We start from the raw sequence: 14,566 nt of genomic DNA on the forward strand, positions 1-14,566 counted from the left end.
ATGAGGACGAGAGGGTTGGTTAGAAATTAAGTTTGGTAAAATTCCAGTTTATCGTATTAAAAAGTACCAGTTCATTGTTTAAAGTTGGTAATTCTAAAATTATTTTGAGCGTTTCATGCGCCATCATCGTGCCAATAATTCCGGGTAATGTTCCTAAAACACCATTGAGATTGCAATTCGGAACATCCTTCGGATCCGGCATCTCGGGAAATAAATCACGTAAATTTTTACTGCCCTTATGGTTAAAAACGGCAATTTGCCCTTCAAACTTTAAGATACTACCGTAGACCAAAGTTTTTTGCAGCGCCACACAGGTATCATTTACCAAATAACGTGTTGTGAAATTATCCGAACCATCGACTACAATATCGTATTGTTCAATAACCTGTCGGGCATTTTCCGGAGTTAATTTTTCGACTATGGCTTCGACTTTTATTAATGGATTGAGTTCCGAAACCTCTTCTTTTGCAACAACAGCTTTAAGTTGACCAAGTTCTTTTTCGGTATATAAAATTTGTCGGTGAAGATTATGGATTTCGATAGTGTCAAAGTCCATAATACCAATAAAACCAACTCCCGCTGTGGCGATATACTGTAAAATGGGACACCCTAAACCGCCGGCACCAATTACTAAAACTCTGGCCTTTTTGAGTTTCTCCTGACCTTCGTCACCAATTTCGGGAAGAATGGTTTGCCTGTTATAACGTAGAAATTCCTGTATAATACTCATTTATTGTGAAATGTGATTTGTGATTTGTAAAATGTGGTTTGTAAAACCTGAAACTTGAAACCTGAAACCTGAAACCTGAAACCTGAAACTTGAAACTTGAAACTTGAAACTTGAAACTTGAAACTTGAAACTTGAAACTTTAAATTTGTAGACTAAAACTTTTGTCCCAGTCTTTCCAGACGGGTTCGTAGCCTGAATTTGTTATAATTTGCGCAATTTCTTTGGCAGAACGTTCGTCGCTGATTTCGAATTGCTCCAGAGATTGCGGATCAACAACATAACCACCGGGATTGGTTTTCGAGCCTGCACTCATACTGGTCACACCGATAGGGATAATATTGTTTCTGAATTTCTCATTTTCACGTGTCGAGATTGAGATTTCCAAATCCTCATTCCACAAACGATAGGCGCAAATGAGCTGTGTCAAATCCTTATCGTCCATAATAAAATTAGGTTCAATAATGCCTTCTGCCGGGCGGAGTCTTGGAAAGGAAACCGAATATTTAGTCTGCCAGTATTTTTTTTGAAGATAATCCAGGTGTAACGCATTAAAAAAGCTGTCGGTTCGCCAGTCTTCCAGCCCCAGTAAAACCCCCAATCCCATCTTATGAATTCCAGCTGTACCAATACGATCGGGAGTTTCGAGTCTATAATCAAAATTTGATTTTTTGCCTTTCGTATGGTATTTTTTATATACTTCCTGATGGTAGGTCTCCTGATATACCAAAACCGAATAAACACCAGCCTGATGCAAACGTTCATAATCTTCGGTTGAAAGTGGCTGGACTTCCACAGAAATAATGGAGAATTCTTTTCGTATTAAGGCAATTGCATTTAGGAAGTAATTAATGTTTACGGTATAATTCGCCTCACCAGTCACCAATAAAACATGGTCAAAACCAATCTCTTTTAAAGCTTCTACTTCAATTTTTATCTCAGCATCAGAGAGGGTTTTTCGTTTGATTTTATTGTCTAAACTAAATCCGCAATACGTGCAGATGTTTTGGCATTCGTTGCTGAGATATAAAGGAGCATACATTTGTATGGTTTTGCCAAACCGTTTTTTGGTAATTTCATGGCATTTTTGAGCCATCTGCTCCAGATAGTTTTGTGCGGCAGGAGAAATCAGAGCTAAAAAATCATCGAGATTTCGTTTGGTTTTAAACAAAGAGTGTTCTACATCTTTTGATGTGGTTTGATATATTTTAGATTGAATAGTATTCCAATCATAATTCTCAAAAACCGATTTGAATGTTTTCATTGGATTGTGTTTTGTTTCACGCAGATTTTAGGAGATTTAAGCAGATAAAAAATGATTTATGTTTTGTTATTTTTATCTACAGACGTTTCTTTATATTTTATTCGCAATTCTTTTGATATCATTAAGAATGTTTAAAGTATTGAAATTTACTAGTAATCCTAGTTTCTTATTTGTTAGCCTTAGATAAGTATTAAGTTGTTTATGGTGTATTGGAGCTAAATCTTCAACTGATTTCAGCTCAATTATTACTTTGTCTTCTACTAATAAATCGATTCTAAAAGCTGGATCTAATATCATTTCATCATATGTGATTTTTATTTCAATTTGTTTCTGGACTTTCAAGTCTAATTTTTCTAATTCGTAAAATAAAGCACTTTCATAAACAGATTCAAACAATCCAGGACCCAACTTATTATATACTTTAAAAATTGCTCCTCTTATTAAGTATGAGATTTCATTTTCATTCATTATTCTATTAATTTAAAAACGATTCAAAAATAAAGAATTTTCTCTCTTTTTTATGTTTGTTTTTCAAATCAATTTAAGACAGTGACGAACAAAAAAATAATCATTTTTTATCTGCTTAAATCTCCTAAAATCTGCGTGAAATATTTTTATTCATATAAAAAAGAGGTCAAAGGACTTGAAGCCATGGCATAATTTTGTTGAGGAGCAATTTTAGCTTCAAAGGCTTTTCGGCCTGCAATGACAGCCTCTTTAAAGGCTTCGGCCATTAATGTCGGATTTCCTGCAACCGCAATTGCCGTATTAACCAAAACTGCATCTGCTCCCATTTCCATGGCTTTTGCAGCATCAGACGGAGCCCCAATTCCGGCATCGACGATTACGGGAACATTACTTTGTTCGATAATAATCTCCAAAAAATCAATCGTTTTTAGACCCTTGTTACTTCCAATTGGGGAGCCTAAGGGCATAACAGCGGTGGTTCCGGCACTCTCAAGATGTTTGCATAAAACGGGATCGGCATGGATGTATGGCAGGATAAAAAAACCAAGTTTAGCGAGTTCCTCTGTCGCTTTTAAAGTTTCTATCGGATCGGGCATAAGATATTTCGGATCAGGATGAATTTCAAGTTTCAGCCAATTCGTTTCTAATGCTTCTCTCGCTAATTGTGCAGCGAAAACAGCCTCTTTGGCGTTTCGTGCTCCCGATGTATTGGGTAATAAATGAATGTTTGGATGATTTAAGTGCGTTAGAATAGCATCAGTTTCGGTTTCGAGATCGATACGTTTCAGTGCTACAGTGACCAACTCACTTTCTGATGCCAAAATAGCATTCTCCATTTCCAGATTCGAACCAAATTTTCCTGTTCCTAAAAATAGACGGGAGGTTAAGGTTTTGTCTCCGATGTTAAACAATGACGTTTGCATATAACTTTTCGTTTAATTGTTGAATGAGTTTTTCTTTTTGATTACTTTCTGTAAGCATTCCGGAGATCGCAATTCCATGAATCCCGGTTTCCATTAAGGGAGCGACATCGTTCAGAGTGATTCCCCCAATGGCATAAACAGGAATCTCCAGTTTATTGCGTTTTAACTCTTGAATAATTTTAAAATAACCCGACAATCCCAGAATTGGACTTAGTTTTTCTTTGGTTGCTGTAAAGCGAAAGGGGCCCAAACCAATATAATCGCAGCCATTTTTGATATGATTTTCAATGTCTTCATAAGTGTTGGCTGTTGCCCCTATGATTTTGGTATTTCCGAGTATTGCCCTTGCTTCGTCAATTTTCATATCCGATAGTCCGAGATGAACTCCGTCTGCAGCGATTTGCTGAGCGAGATATAGGTTGTCGTTCACAATAAAATTAGCGAGATACTCTTCACATAAAAATTTTACAGCTTCCGCCAGAGTAAAAGTGTCTTTTTCAGTTTGATTTTTAAAACGGAGCTGCACCCAATCGCATCCGGCATCTAAAGCCTGATGGATATTATACAGCTGTTCTTCTATTGTTTTTCCCTGCGAGATATATTGTAATTTATGATACATAATGATGTCCGATTAAGGTTGGGGTGGAATTCAGGTATTTTTCTATGTAGTTTTTCGCATTCCTGCAAGCTTCTTCCAAAGATTGATTCCGTGCAAGATTTGCAGCTATTGCAGCCGATAATACACAGCCTGAGCCATGTTTTGCGAAGCATTTTTTATCAGAAGGCAGAAGATCGATGATTTCGTCTTTCAGGAACAAACGATCAGTTCCGGTTGCCGAAGAATTGTGCCCGCCTTTTAATAGAATGTTTGTTGGAAATTTATTCTGAAACTCAAGTTGATTGATAATAAACCCCGGAAACAATATTTCAATTTCGTTGTAATTAGGAGTAATTAAATCAATTTTTGACAACGTTTGATTTAATTCTAAACGATCTTTAATGCTCATAAATTCAAATTGTGTTGACGATTTTAAAACCGGATCCCAGACGATTAAAGTGCTTGGGGATATTCGTTTTATAGCCGAAAGAATGTGGTTCAGATAATTTAAAGAAGGAACAATTCCAATTTTGACGGTACTGATTTTATAACGCTCAAAAAAGGTTTCAATTGACGAAATCACAAAACTCAAATCAGTCCATTGAATTTCAATAAATCGATCTTCCGTTTGAAGGGTATTAGCGGTTAAAATGCCAAATCCAGTGACCTGATGCTGTTCAAATGTTTTGACATCTGCCAAAACACCGGCACCGCCCGAAGGATCAAAACCTGCTATTGAAAGTGCGATTGGACGATTTGCTGACATAATTTGAATTGTTTTATAGGGTTTTCATTTTTCCAGATTGCTCCCAGAAGAGCCATGCCGTCAAAACCATTTTCTAGTGTTTTTTTGATGTTTTTAGCATCAATTCCTCCTAAAGCGATAACTTTAGTGATGTGATTTGTTCTTGAGTTTAAAGCTTCAAAAAGATTCGTCTCCGGATGATAGTTCTCTTTGGAAATGCTTTTGTAAACCGGACTTAAAAAAGCATAGTCAAACTCTGGCGGTAAGGAATTAAAATCTTCTATTGAATGGGTTGCTGTCGAAAATGATTTTCCTTCTGAAGAAATTAAAGTGTTATTTTTTCTTTCTTTTTCCGAAAAATGAATTCTGTTAATTCCAAAGTCTTCCGCCAAAACGTGATGACTGTGTAAGACTAAATGGCTTCGATATTCAGGTTTTATCTGCTGAATGAATCGAGCCATTTCAATTTCAGAAAAATCAGGCTTCCGAATATGAAGTAAAGCCAATCCTTCTTCAAATAGAGAATGAACGATATTTGTTTCATTTTTAATTGGGGAAGGATTGGTAATTACGATCATATATTTTCTTCACTAACTATATTAAATATAAATCTCTTTCCCCTGCTCGATAAACTCTTCTGATTTTTCTTGCATGCCTTTTTCGGCTGCAGCTACATCACGAATTTCCTGAGAGATCTTCATGGAGCAGAATTTAGGACCGCACATCGAACAAAAGTGAGCGACTTTCGCACCATCGGCAGGAAGGGTTTCATCGTGAAACTCTCTAGCCGTATCAGGGTCAAGGGCTAAATTGAACTGATCTTCCCAACGGAATTCAAAACGGGCTTTACTTAAAGCATTGTCGCGGTATTGTGCTCCCGGGTGACCTTTGGCAAGATCGGCAGCATGTGCCGAAATTTTATACGTGATTACACCATCTTTCACATCTTTTTTGTTAGGCAAGCCAAGATGTTCCTTTGGAGTAACATAACACAACATCGCACAGCCATACCAGCCAATCATCGCTGCTCCAATAGCAGAAGTTATGTGATCATAACCTGGTGCAATGTCCGTCGTTAGTGGACCTAAAGTATAAAAAGGAGCTTCATGACAATGTTCCAGTTGTTTGTCCATGTTTTCTTTAATCATGTGCATCGGAACGTGACCGGGACCTTCAATGAAAACCTGAACATCGTGTTTCCAGGCAATTTTAGTTAATTCTCCTAGGGTTTCCAGTTCTGCAAATTGTGCTGCATCGTTGGCATCTGCAATAGAACCCGGACGTAAACCGTCTCCAAGAGAAAAAGCCACGTCATATTGTTTCATGATTTCGCAGATTTCCTCAAAATGAGTGTACAAAAAGTTTTCTTTATGATGAAACAAGCACCATTTGGCCATGATAGATCCTCCACGCGAAACAATTCCGGTAACGCGATTGGCAGTCAAATGAATATAACGCAACAGTACTCCGGCATGAATCGTAAAATAAGAAACACCTTGCTCTGCCTGTTCAATTAAAGTGTCACGAAAAACTTCCCAGGTTAAATCTTCGGCAATTCCTTTTACTTTTTCTAAAGCCTGATAGATCGGAACCGTACCAATTGGAACAGGAGAGTTACGGATAATCCACTCTCTGGTTTCGTGAATGTTTTTGCCTGTTGATAAGTCCATAATCGTATCAGCACCCCAACGACAAGCCCAGACTGCTTTTTCTACTTCTTCTTCAATACTCGAAGTCACGGCGCTATTGCCAATGTTAGCGTTTATCTTAACCAAAAAGTTGCGGCCAACGATCATAGGCTCACTTTCAGGATGATTAATGTTGTTGGGGATAATGGCTCTTCCGCAAGCTACTTCGCTGCGGACAAATTCGGGAGTGATTTTACTTTTAGGGGTATTAGCTCCAAAACTATGACCACCGTGCTGACATTGCATCGCTTTGGTTTGTTCGTTTAAAAGCTCTATTCGCTGGTTCTCACGAATAGCAATATATTCCATCTCAGGAGTAATAATACCTTGTTTGGCGTAATATAATTGTGAAACATTAGCGCCTTTTTTAGCTCTTTTAGGCTGATGTAAATATTCAAATCGAAGATGATTTAAGCTCTCATCGCGCAATCGGCTTTGTCCGTAATCTGAAGTGATTTCATTCAGAATTTCGACATCATTACGGTCTAAAATCCATTGTTCTCTTAGTCTTGGAAGACCTTTTCTAATATCGATTTCAATATTAGGATCGGTATAGGGACCTGAGGTATCATAAACCGTTACGGGAGGATTTTTTTCAATTCCACCGTTTGAAAGTTTGGTGTCGCTAAGATGTATCTCGCGCATGGCCACTTTGATGGGGTGTATTTCTCCGTTGATGTAAACTTTTTTGGAATTAGGAAACGGGGTTCTGGAAATTTGTTCTTCTGTAGTCATAGCTTGTAGTTGTATTTTGTGAAATGTGAAATGTAAGATGTGAAATGTAATTGTCGATTGTAGAGGTACACGGCAGTGCATCTACTTCTTGCTTGACAATTGGAATTTGGAATTTAAAAAATTGGAATTTTATCCTCCCTGAGTAGCAGAAATAATTAGAATTTCGTCAGTTTCGGATACAAGTTGTTGGTTCCAGTTGGATTTTGGAACAACAGTATTGTTGATAGCAACGGCAATTCCGTTTTGTTTGTTGGGAATTTCGAGATCGAGCAATGACTGAATGCTTAACGATTCAGCATCGAATTTTTTGATTTGTTGGTTGATTTTTAGTTCCATTCCTTTAAGTTTAGTATGTAGTTATACTTTAGGAATGGCTACAATCGCACATAGAAATGCGCGCAGAAGTCATCTTACTTTTCCCTACGCTAGTGTGAACTAGATCAGGTTCAGAGGGTAAAATCTCAGCCTGCAAAATTGCAGACACCCCTAAAGTGTGAAGCAAATGTAATAAAATTTTATTGGAGAGCTGAAAAAAGTTTCAGGTTTCAAGTTTCAGGTTTTTGGAAAACTGAAAACTGAGACTGAAAACTGCGACTATTTCTTTCTCGTCCAGCAGTCCTCAACATGATCATTGACCATACCGGTAGCCTGCATATGAGCATAAATCACGGTTGATCCGACAAACTTGAAGCCTCTTTTTTTTAAATCTTTACTAATTTCGTCCGAAATTGGAGTAGTAGCAGGGACATCTTTTAATGTTTTTGGATTGTTGTCGATCGGTTTTCCGTTGACAAATTTCCAAATATAGTCAGAGAAAGTGCCAAATTCTTCCTGTACTTTCAGGAATGCCTGTGCATTTGAAACGGTAGCACGAATTTTAAGTTTGTTGCGAACAATTCCCGTATCCTGTAGTAAGGACTCTATTTTTTCTTCGGGATATTGGGCGATTTTTTTATAATCGAAATGATCAAAAGCGGCTCTGAAATTCTCTCTTTTATTCAGAATGGTAATCCAGCTTAAACCTGCCTGAAAAGTTTCCAGAATTAAAAATTCGAATATCGACGGGTCATCATAAATGGCAACACCCCATTCTTCGTCGTGGTATTTTTTATATAAATCGCTGGAAGAACACCAGCCGCAGCGTACTAGATTTTTATTCTCCATTGTTTAGGTGTTTGGATTTTTCGTGAGCAGGATCTTTGTCTAAGTATTTTTTAATCAAATGATGACCTCCATAAATAGCCGGTGTTAGTAAAACAGCTACGGATAATTTGAAAATGTAACCTGTTAATCCTGATGAAATAAAAGTATCGAAATCAATTTTTCCGGGTAACCAAAAGGCAATTCCAAGTACAATAAAAGAATCAAACAATTGTGAGATTACAGTTGATCCTGTTGTTCTGAGCCATATTTTTCGCTCTCCGGTACGTCTTTTGAAAAACCAGAAGATCCAGACATCAATCAACTGAGAAGCCATAAAGGCAATTAAACTACCCACGATGATCCACATACTTTGTCCAAAAACCGCCTTAAATTGTTCGTCATTAACAGGACTAATTCCTTTGGCCGCGGGTATCACGATAGCCATAAATAAGATCAGAAAAGCATAAGCAATTAGACAGGCTGTTATAAAGGACAGTTTTTTGACTCCTTTCTCGCCAAAATATTCATTGATTAAATCGGTTGTTAGAAAGACAATCGGCCAGGGTAAAATACCAATGCTCATGACAAATGGGCCAATCTGAATTAATTTTCCTCCAATAAGCTCGGCTACAACAGCATTGGTTATAAAGATGCCAGCCAGAATTACAAAAACAATTTCTCTACGGGTTTTAAACATGTGGTTCGGTTAATGATGTTTCAAATTTAAACTATTTCTCTATAACTTTTTAGCGGAATATTTAAATTAAAGGGTAGTTTTTAGAGGATTCCAAAGTTAAAATTTTCAAATGAATACTGATTTTTAGTTACATTTGGAACAATAACCTATTTTAAAACAAATCAACGATAATGAAAAAATTAATGACAATTTTTCTCATGGGAACAACCTTATTTGCGGCTAACGCACAGACCATTCCGGATAATCCGCTGGTTCAAAAATGGACAGGTCCCTATGGTGGTGTCCCTGCTTTTAATGAGTACAAGGTTTCGCAGTTTAAACCTGCATTTCAGTTTGCAATTCAGGAAAAACTAAGCGAAATTGATGCTATTACGAACAATCCTAAAGCACCAACTTTTGAAAATACGATCGCAGCTTTAGAGCGTTCAGGTAAAACAATTGCCAGAATTTATAGTGTTTATGGAATTTATGGCTCTACTTTGAGTACATCTGACTTCGACGAAGTTGAAACAGAAATGTCTCCGAAATTATCTGAGTTTGCAGATAAAATCGTTCAGAACAAAAAGCTATTCGCCAGAATTGAAGCTTTGTATAATTCTAAAGAAAGCAAAAAACTGACTAGTGAGCAACAACGTTTAATTTGGCTGTATTACACAGATTTTGTTCGTGAAGGAGCTAAATTGAATGAAGGCGATAAAGAAAAAGTAGCAAAAATCAACCAGGAACTGGCGAGTCTTTTTACTAAATTCAGTCAGAATCTATTGGCAGAAGAGCACAATCAATATGTAGCTTTAAAAACGGAAAGTGATTTTGACGGTTTGCCTACAGAAGTAAAAAATGCTGCTATTGCTGAGGCAAAAAGCAGAAAGTTAGATGTATTGGGATGTGTTGCAAATACACGCTCGTCTATTGAACCGTTTTTGACTTTCTCAACCCGCAGAGATTTAAGAGAAAAGGCATTTAATATTTTTGTAAAACGTGGCGATAATGGCAATGCAAACGATAACAATTCGACTTTAGTTGCTATTTTACAATTGCGTACCAAGAAAGCCAACTTGTTAGGTTTTCCAACTTTTGCCGATTGGAGTTTGTCTAATAAAATGGCAAAAGATCCTAAGAAAACTTTAGCTTTAATGGAATCTGTATGGAAACCTGCAGTAGATAAAGTACATCAGGATGTTGCCGAAATGCAGAAAATTGTTGATGCAGAAGGTGGGAAATTTAAAATACAGCCTTGGGATTACCGTTATTATGCTGAAAAAGTCAGAAAAGCGAAATACGATTTAGATCAAAATGAGGTGAAGCCTTATCTACAATTAGAAAACTTACGTGAAGGAATGTTCTGGGTTGCCGGAGAATTATTCAATTTAAGTTTCAAACAAATTACAAATGTTCCGGTATATCACCCTGATGTACGTGTTTGGGAGGTGAGTAATAAAGTTACGGGTAAAGTAGTTGGGTTATGGTATTTTGATCCGTATGCACGTGCAGGAAAACGCTCAGGAGCATGGATGAATGCATATCGTGATCAACAGCGAATGGACGGTGAAGTTTTGACCATCGTGTCTAATAACTGTAACTTCATTAAAGGAGCTGAAAATGAGCCAATTTTAATTTCCTGGGAAGATGCGACGACTTTGTTTCATGAATTTGGACACGCTCTTCACGGATTGTGTTCTAATGTGACTTATCCAACTTTGTCAGGTACAAATGTAGCCAGAGATTATGTTGAGTTCCCATCCCAATTGTTAGAGCACTGGTTAGCTACACCTGAAGTATTGAATAAGTTTGCTTTGAATTACAAAACCAATCAGCCATTGCCTCAAACGTTAGTAGACAGAATCGAAAAAGCGGCTAATTTCAATGAAGGTTTTTCAACTGTAGAAACGATTTCAAGTTCTTTAATAGATATGAAACTTCACTTGGCAACAAAAACTATTGATCCTCATAAATTTGAGAAAGAGACTTTAGATGCGCTTCACATGCCGTCAGAAATTGTAATGCGTCATAGAATTCCACAATTCGGACACATTTTCTCAGGGGATGGATATTCGGCAGGATATTACAGTTATTTGTGGGCTGATGTGATTAATGCAGATGCTTATGAAGCTTTTACAGAAGGAAAAGGACCTTATGATAAAGTAGTAGCAAAACGTCTTTATGAGACTATTTTCAGTGTTGGAAATACAATAGATCAGGAGAAAGCGTATGAAAACTTTAGAGGAAGAGCTCCGAAATCAGATGCTTTAATGAGAGCCAGAAATTTTCCGATCAAGAAGTAAATAGTTAGAAGTGAAATGTGAGATGTAAAATGTGAGATGGAATTAGAGGAAAACTTGAGATTTACGAAATAATCGAGTTGCTCTGAAGATGAAATAGATTCAAGGCACTATTCTTAAAAGTTACGATTCTAACTTTTTCACATTTTACATCTCACATTTCACAAATAAACATTCCGCATAAAAAAAGCCCGAATAAATTAATATTCGGGCTTTTTAAATATTGAAATAATATATTAACCTAAAGTAACTCTTTTGAAACCTGTGATCTCAACGTTGAATCCTTTAACGTAATCACCAACTTTTTTACTGTCATCTTTGATGAAGTTTTGATCTAGTAATGCTTTTTCTTGATCTAAAGTAGTGTTGTCAGAAATGAAACGTTGAATTTTTCCAGGAATAATTTTATCCCAAATTTGTTCTGGTTTACCTTCAGCTTTTAATTCAGCTTTAGCATCTTCTTCCGCCTGTTTGATAACTTCTTCAGTTAATTGAGAGAAAGAGATGTATTTAGGAACATTTTTTAAAGTTTTTCCTAAACGTTTTGCTTCTTCATTATCTTTTTCGATTACAGCAATACGAGCAGCAAGTTCAGATTCAACGAAAGCAGGATCAAAATCTTTGTAAGATAATGTGTCAGCTCCCATAGAAGCAACTTGCATAGATACGTCTTTTGTTAAAGTCTCAGCGTTAGCGATTGGAGCAGAAATAGCTGTTAAAGCAGCAATTTTGTTAACGTGAACATAAGATCCAACGAAAGCACCTTCTAAAATTTCAAAACCACCGATTTCGATTTTCTCACCGATAACACCAGTTTGCTCAATTAATTTTTCAGCAACAGTAATTCCATTGAAATCTGAAGCTAAAAATTCTTCTTTAGAAGAGAAGTTGATCGCTTTTTCAACTAAATCTTTAGCTAAAGTTACGAAAGCTTCATTTTTACCTACGAAGTCAGTTTCACAGTTTAAAGTGATGATAGCTCCTTTAGTGTTGTCTGCATTGATAAAAGAAACAGCAGCTCCTTCAGAAGACTCACGGTCAGAACGGTTAGCAGCAACTTTTTGTCCTTTTTCTCTAAGGATTTGTATAGCTTTATCGAAATCTCCTTCAGCTTCAACTAAAGCTTTTTTACAGTCCATCATTCCGGCACCTGTAGATTGTCTTAATTTATTTACGTCTGCAGCAGTAATTGTTGCCATAATATTTTGAATTTTAATGTTAAAAGTAAAAATTCCATCTTCTAAATCCCAAACTCCAATTTTATTAAATTATCAACATAACGTTTTTAATTTTGTATTTGGAATTTGGAATTTAAAATTTGGAATTTAAAATTTGATTTATTCTTCAGTTGCAGGAGCAGCCTCAGCCTCAGCAGCAGGAGCAGCTTCTTCAGCTACTTCAACTTCTTTTTCAGAACCTCTGTCAGAAAGACCTTCGATTACTGCAGTAGTCACTAAAGATAAAATTTTGTCAATTGATTTAGAAGCATCATCATTTGCTGGAATTACGTAATCAACCTCTCTTGGGTCAGAATTCGTATCAACCATTGCGAAAACTGGAATGTTTAATTTTTGTGCTTCTTTTATTGCGATATGTTCAGCTTTGATATCTACTACGAACAATGCTGCAGGTAGTCTAGACATATCAGCGATTGAACCTAAGTTTTTCTCTAATTTAGCACGTAAACGATCAACTTGCAAACGCTCTTTTTTAGATAACGTCATGAAAGTACCATCTTTCTTCATTTTATCGATAGAAGACATTTTTTTAACTGCCTTTCTGATAGTTACGAAGTTAGTTAGCATTCCACCTGGCCATCTTTCAGTGATGTAAGGCATGTTTGCAGCTTTTGCTTTATCAGCAACGATGTCTTTTGCTTGTTTTTTGGTAGCTACGAATAAGATTTTTCTACCTGATGCAGCGATTTTTTTCAAAGCTTCGTTAGCTTCTTCAATTTTAGCTGCAGTTTTATATAGATTGATAATGTGAATACCATTACGCTCCATATAAATGTAAGGAGCCATGTTTGGATCCCATTTTCTAGTCATGTGTCCGAAGTGAACACCTGCTTCTAGTAATTCTTTTACTTCTATTTTGTTTGCCATTTTTGTACTAGTTTACGTTCTGTTGATTAGCAATGTGTCTTTTTGGATTTTAGATTTTAGATTTTAGATTTTTAGATTTTTCAATCTTTTAATCTTTTTAATCTTTCAATCTTTATAATCGCTTAACCCATTTAGATGCTAAACTATTTCCTACCTCGATAGGAGAGCAACAACAACTGTGTTTTTTAATTTCAATAAATAATTGATAGTGTCCTGCACCAAATGTACAAGACAGGTAATATTAACGTTTAGAGAATTGGAATCTCTTACGAGCTTTCTTCTGACCGAATTTCTTACGTTCAACCATTCTTGGATCTCTTGTTAATAAACCTTCTGGTTTCAAGATAGCTCTGTTTTCGATGTTCACTTCACACATTACACGTGCTAATGCCATTCTTACAGCTTCTGCCTGACCAGTTGAACCACCTCCGTAAACGTTTACTTTTACATCAAAGTTACTAGCATTTTCTGTCATAGATAATGGTTGTAAAACTTTGTATTGTAAAGTTGCAGTTGGAAAGTAAGTTGCGAATTCTTTTTTGTTTACAGTGATTTTTCCTGTTCCTTCAGAAACATATACACGTGCAACAGCGGTTTTTCTTCTACCGATTTTGTGAATAACTCCCATTACTTAAGATCGTTTAGGTTAACAGTTCTAGGTTTTTGAGCTCCGTGAGTATGCTCAGCACCTACAACAACATTTAGATTTCTAAAAAGTTCAGCTCCTAATTTGTTTTTAGGTAACATTCCTTTTACAGCTTTTTCTACTAATAATGCAGGATTCTTAGATTGCAATACTTTAGCAGTTAAAGTTCTTTGTCCTCCTGGGTAACCTGTATGACGCATGTAAATTTTGTCATTCATTTTTGTACCTGTAAGGTTAATTTTTTCTGAGTTGATAACAATTACGTTATCTCCACAGTCAACGTGCGGTGTGTAACTTGGTTTGTACTTACCTCTTAAGATCATTGCAACCTTTGAAGCAAGACGTCCTAAGTTATGACCTTCAGCGTCAACAACAATCCACTCTTTAGTTACAGTGGCTTTGTTAGCTGAAACCGTTTTGTAGCTTAATGCGTCCATAATATTATTTTAATTAAACATTCCATCCCCAATAAAGGGGATGCAAAAGTACAATTAATTATTTTAAAACCAAATACCTGAAAAGAATATTTTATCTGCTGAAAATCAGGA

16 protein-coding genes and 1 riboswitch are annotated in these 14,566 nt (G+C 36.4%); of the genes, 1 reads left to right on the plus strand and 15 read right to left on the minus strand.

Translation table 11 applies throughout. The features are described from left to right. Nucleotides 1–19 precede the first annotated feature (19 nt). From OLM58_RS10205 to OLM58_RS10255, 11 genes are all read right to left on the minus strand, one after another. Nucleotides 20–730 carry a HesA/MoeB/ThiF family protein gene (locus OLM58_RS10205; protein WP_264532199.1) on the minus strand — a complete coding sequence of 237 codons (711 nt, stop codon included), beginning with the start codon at nt 728–730 and terminating at the stop codon, nt 20–22. Between the two features lie 139 nt (nt 731–869). Further along, the gene (gene thiH / locus OLM58_RS10210) at nt 870–1,991 is read right to left on the minus strand and encodes a 2-iminoacetate synthase ThiH (protein WP_264532200.1); all 1,122 of its coding nucleotides are present in this window, start codon (nt 1,989–1,991) and stop codon (nt 870–872) included. A 90-nt stretch (nt 1,992–2,081) separates the two neighbouring features. Further along, nucleotides 2,082–2,459 (minus strand): GxxExxY protein, encoded by a 378-nt coding sequence (locus OLM58_RS10215; protein ID WP_264532201.1) that lies wholly within the window; start codon nt 2,457–2,459, stop codon nt 2,082–2,084. A 146-nt stretch (nt 2,460–2,605) separates the two neighbouring features. Beyond that, a complete protein-coding gene (locus OLM58_RS10220) occupies nt 2,606–3,382 on the minus strand; it encodes a thiazole synthase (RefSeq protein WP_319802366.1) in 777 nt (258 codons plus the stop codon). Then, the gene (locus OLM58_RS10225) at nt 3,363–4,001 is read right to left on the minus strand and encodes a thiamine phosphate synthase (RefSeq protein ID WP_264532202.1); all 639 of its coding nucleotides are present in this window, start codon (nt 3,999–4,001) and stop codon (nt 3,363–3,365) included. The genes OLM58_RS10220 and OLM58_RS10225 overlap by 20 nt, the downstream gene beginning before the upstream one ends. After that, nucleotides 3,991–4,746, minus strand: a complete 756-nt coding sequence (locus OLM58_RS10230) for a hydroxymethylpyrimidine/phosphomethylpyrimidine kinase (protein ID WP_264532203.1) — start codon at nt 4,744–4,746, stop codon at nt 3,991–3,993. The genes OLM58_RS10225 and OLM58_RS10230 overlap by 11 nt, the downstream gene beginning before the upstream one ends. Beyond that, a complete protein-coding gene (locus OLM58_RS10235) occupies nt 4,713–5,303 on the minus strand; it encodes a thiamine phosphate synthase (RefSeq protein WP_264532204.1) in 591 nt (196 codons plus the stop codon). The genes OLM58_RS10230 and OLM58_RS10235 overlap by 34 nt, the downstream gene beginning before the upstream one ends. A gap of 21 nt (nt 5,304–5,324) precedes the next feature. After that, the gene (thiC, locus tag OLM58_RS10240) at nt 5,325–7,148 is read right to left on the minus strand and encodes a phosphomethylpyrimidine synthase ThiC (protein ID WP_264532205.1); all 1,824 of its coding nucleotides are present in this window, start codon (nt 7,146–7,148) and stop codon (nt 5,325–5,327) included. A gap of 129 nt (nt 7,149–7,277) precedes the next feature. Further along, the gene (gene thiS, locus OLM58_RS10245; protein WP_264532206.1) at nt 7,278–7,484 is read right to left on the minus strand and encodes a sulfur carrier protein ThiS; all 207 of its coding nucleotides are present in this window, start codon (nt 7,482–7,484) and stop codon (nt 7,278–7,280) included. Between the two features lie 64 nt (nt 7,485–7,548). Then, nucleotides 7,549–7,646, minus strand: a riboswitch (TPP riboswitch). Between the two features lie 96 nt (nt 7,647–7,742). After that, on the minus strand, nt 7,743–8,312 hold the full coding sequence (locus OLM58_RS10250) for a DNA-3-methyladenine glycosylase I (RefSeq protein ID WP_017497953.1): 570 nt from the start codon (nt 8,310–8,312) through the stop codon (nt 7,743–7,745). Continuing rightward, on the minus strand, nt 8,302–8,988 hold the full coding sequence (locus OLM58_RS10255) for a queuosine precursor transporter (protein ID WP_264532207.1): 687 nt from the start codon (nt 8,986–8,988) through the stop codon (nt 8,302–8,304). Before OLM58_RS10255 ends, OLM58_RS10250 begins: the two co-directional genes overlap by 11 nt. Nucleotides 8,989–9,170: 182 nt before the next feature. Here OLM58_RS10255 and OLM58_RS10260 point away from each other — a divergent pair, with 182 nt between their 5' ends. Next, nucleotides 9,171–11,270, plus strand: coding sequence for a M3 family metallopeptidase (locus tag OLM58_RS10260; protein ID WP_264532208.1), 2,100 nt, complete (start codon nt 9,171–9,173; stop codon nt 11,268–11,270). A gap of 233 nt (nt 11,271–11,503) precedes the next feature. Here the strand turns inward: OLM58_RS10260 and tsf are convergent, their stop codons facing one another. The 4 genes from tsf to rplM all read right to left on the minus strand — a co-directional run bounded on the left by tsf (nt 11,504) and on the right by rplM (nt 14,455). After that, nucleotides 11,504–12,466: a translation elongation factor Ts gene (gene tsf, locus OLM58_RS10265; RefSeq protein WP_017497950.1), complete on the minus strand. Its 963-nt coding sequence runs from the start codon at nt 12,464–12,466 to the stop codon at nt 11,504–11,506. A gap of 138 nt (nt 12,467–12,604) precedes the next feature. Then, nucleotides 12,605–13,372, minus strand: a complete 768-nt coding sequence (gene rpsB, locus OLM58_RS10270) for a 30S ribosomal protein S2 (protein WP_017497948.1) — start codon at nt 13,370–13,372, stop codon at nt 12,605–12,607. 241 nt (nt 13,373–13,613) lie between these two features. Further along, the gene (rpsI, locus tag OLM58_RS10275; RefSeq protein ID WP_017497947.1) at nt 13,614–14,000 is read right to left on the minus strand and encodes a 30S ribosomal protein S9; all 387 of its coding nucleotides are present in this window, start codon (nt 13,998–14,000) and stop codon (nt 13,614–13,616) included. Then, nucleotides 14,000–14,455, minus strand: a complete 456-nt coding sequence (gene rplM, locus OLM58_RS10280) for a 50S ribosomal protein L13 (protein WP_017497946.1) — start codon at nt 14,453–14,455, stop codon at nt 14,000–14,002. The genes rpsI and rplM overlap by 1 nt, the downstream gene beginning before the upstream one ends. Nucleotides 14,456–14,566: the final 111 nt, after the last annotated feature.

Origin of the sequence: Flavobacterium sp. N502540 (assembly GCF_025947365.1) — a bacterium.
Taxonomy (GTDB): domain Bacteria; phylum Bacteroidota; class Bacteroidia; order Flavobacteriales; family Flavobacteriaceae; genus Flavobacterium.

Coding starts and splice junctions, on each gene's coding strand:
- OLM58_RS10205 (WP_264532199.1), bottom strand. CDS start 730: ATGAGTATTATACAGGAATTTCTACGTTATAACAGGCAAACCATTCTT.
- thiH (WP_264532200.1), bottom strand. CDS start 1,991: ATGAAAACATTCAAATCGGTTTTTGAGAATTATGATTGGAATACTATT.
- OLM58_RS10215 (WP_264532201.1), bottom strand. CDS start 2,459: ATGAATGAAAATGAAATCTCATACTTAATAAGAGGAGCAATTTTTAAA.
- OLM58_RS10220 (WP_319802366.1), bottom strand. CDS start 3,382: ATGCAAACGTCATTGTTTAACATCGGAGACAAAACCTTAACCTCCCGT.
- OLM58_RS10225 (WP_264532202.1), bottom strand. CDS start 4,001: ATGTATCATAAATTACAATATATCTCGCAGGGAAAAACAATAGAAGAA.
- OLM58_RS10230 (WP_264532203.1), bottom strand. CDS start 4,746: ATGTCAGCAAATCGTCCAATCGCACTTTCAATAGCAGGTTTTGATCCT.
- OLM58_RS10235 (WP_264532204.1), bottom strand. CDS start 5,303: ATGATCGTAATTACCAATCCTTCCCCAATTAAAAATGAAACAAATATC.
- thiC (WP_264532205.1), bottom strand. CDS start 7,148: ATGACTACAGAAGAACAAATTTCCAGAACCCCGTTTCCTAATTCCAAA.
- thiS (WP_264532206.1), bottom strand. CDS start 7,484: ATGGAACTAAAAATCAACCAACAAATCAAAAAATTCGATGCTGAATCG.
- OLM58_RS10250 (WP_017497953.1), bottom strand. CDS start 8,312: ATGGAGAATAAAAATCTAGTACGCTGCGGCTGGTGTTCTTCCAGCGAT.
- OLM58_RS10255 (WP_264532207.1), bottom strand. CDS start 8,988: ATGTTTAAAACCCGTAGAGAAATTGTTTTTGTAATTCTGGCTGGCATC.
- OLM58_RS10260 (WP_264532208.1), top strand. CDS start 9,171: ATGACAATTTTTCTCATGGGAACAACCTTATTTGCGGCTAACGCACAG.
- tsf (WP_017497950.1), bottom strand. CDS start 12,466: ATGGCAACAATTACTGCTGCAGACGTAAATAAATTAAGACAATCTACA.
- rpsB (WP_017497948.1), bottom strand. CDS start 13,372: ATGGCAAACAAAATAGAAGTAAAAGAATTACTAGAAGCAGGTGTTCAC.
- rpsI (WP_017497947.1), bottom strand. CDS start 14,000: ATGGGAGTTATTCACAAAATCGGTAGAAGAAAAACCGCTGTTGCACGT.
- rplM (WP_017497946.1), bottom strand. CDS start 14,455: ATGGACGCATTAAGCTACAAAACGGTTTCAGCTAACAAAGCCACTGTA.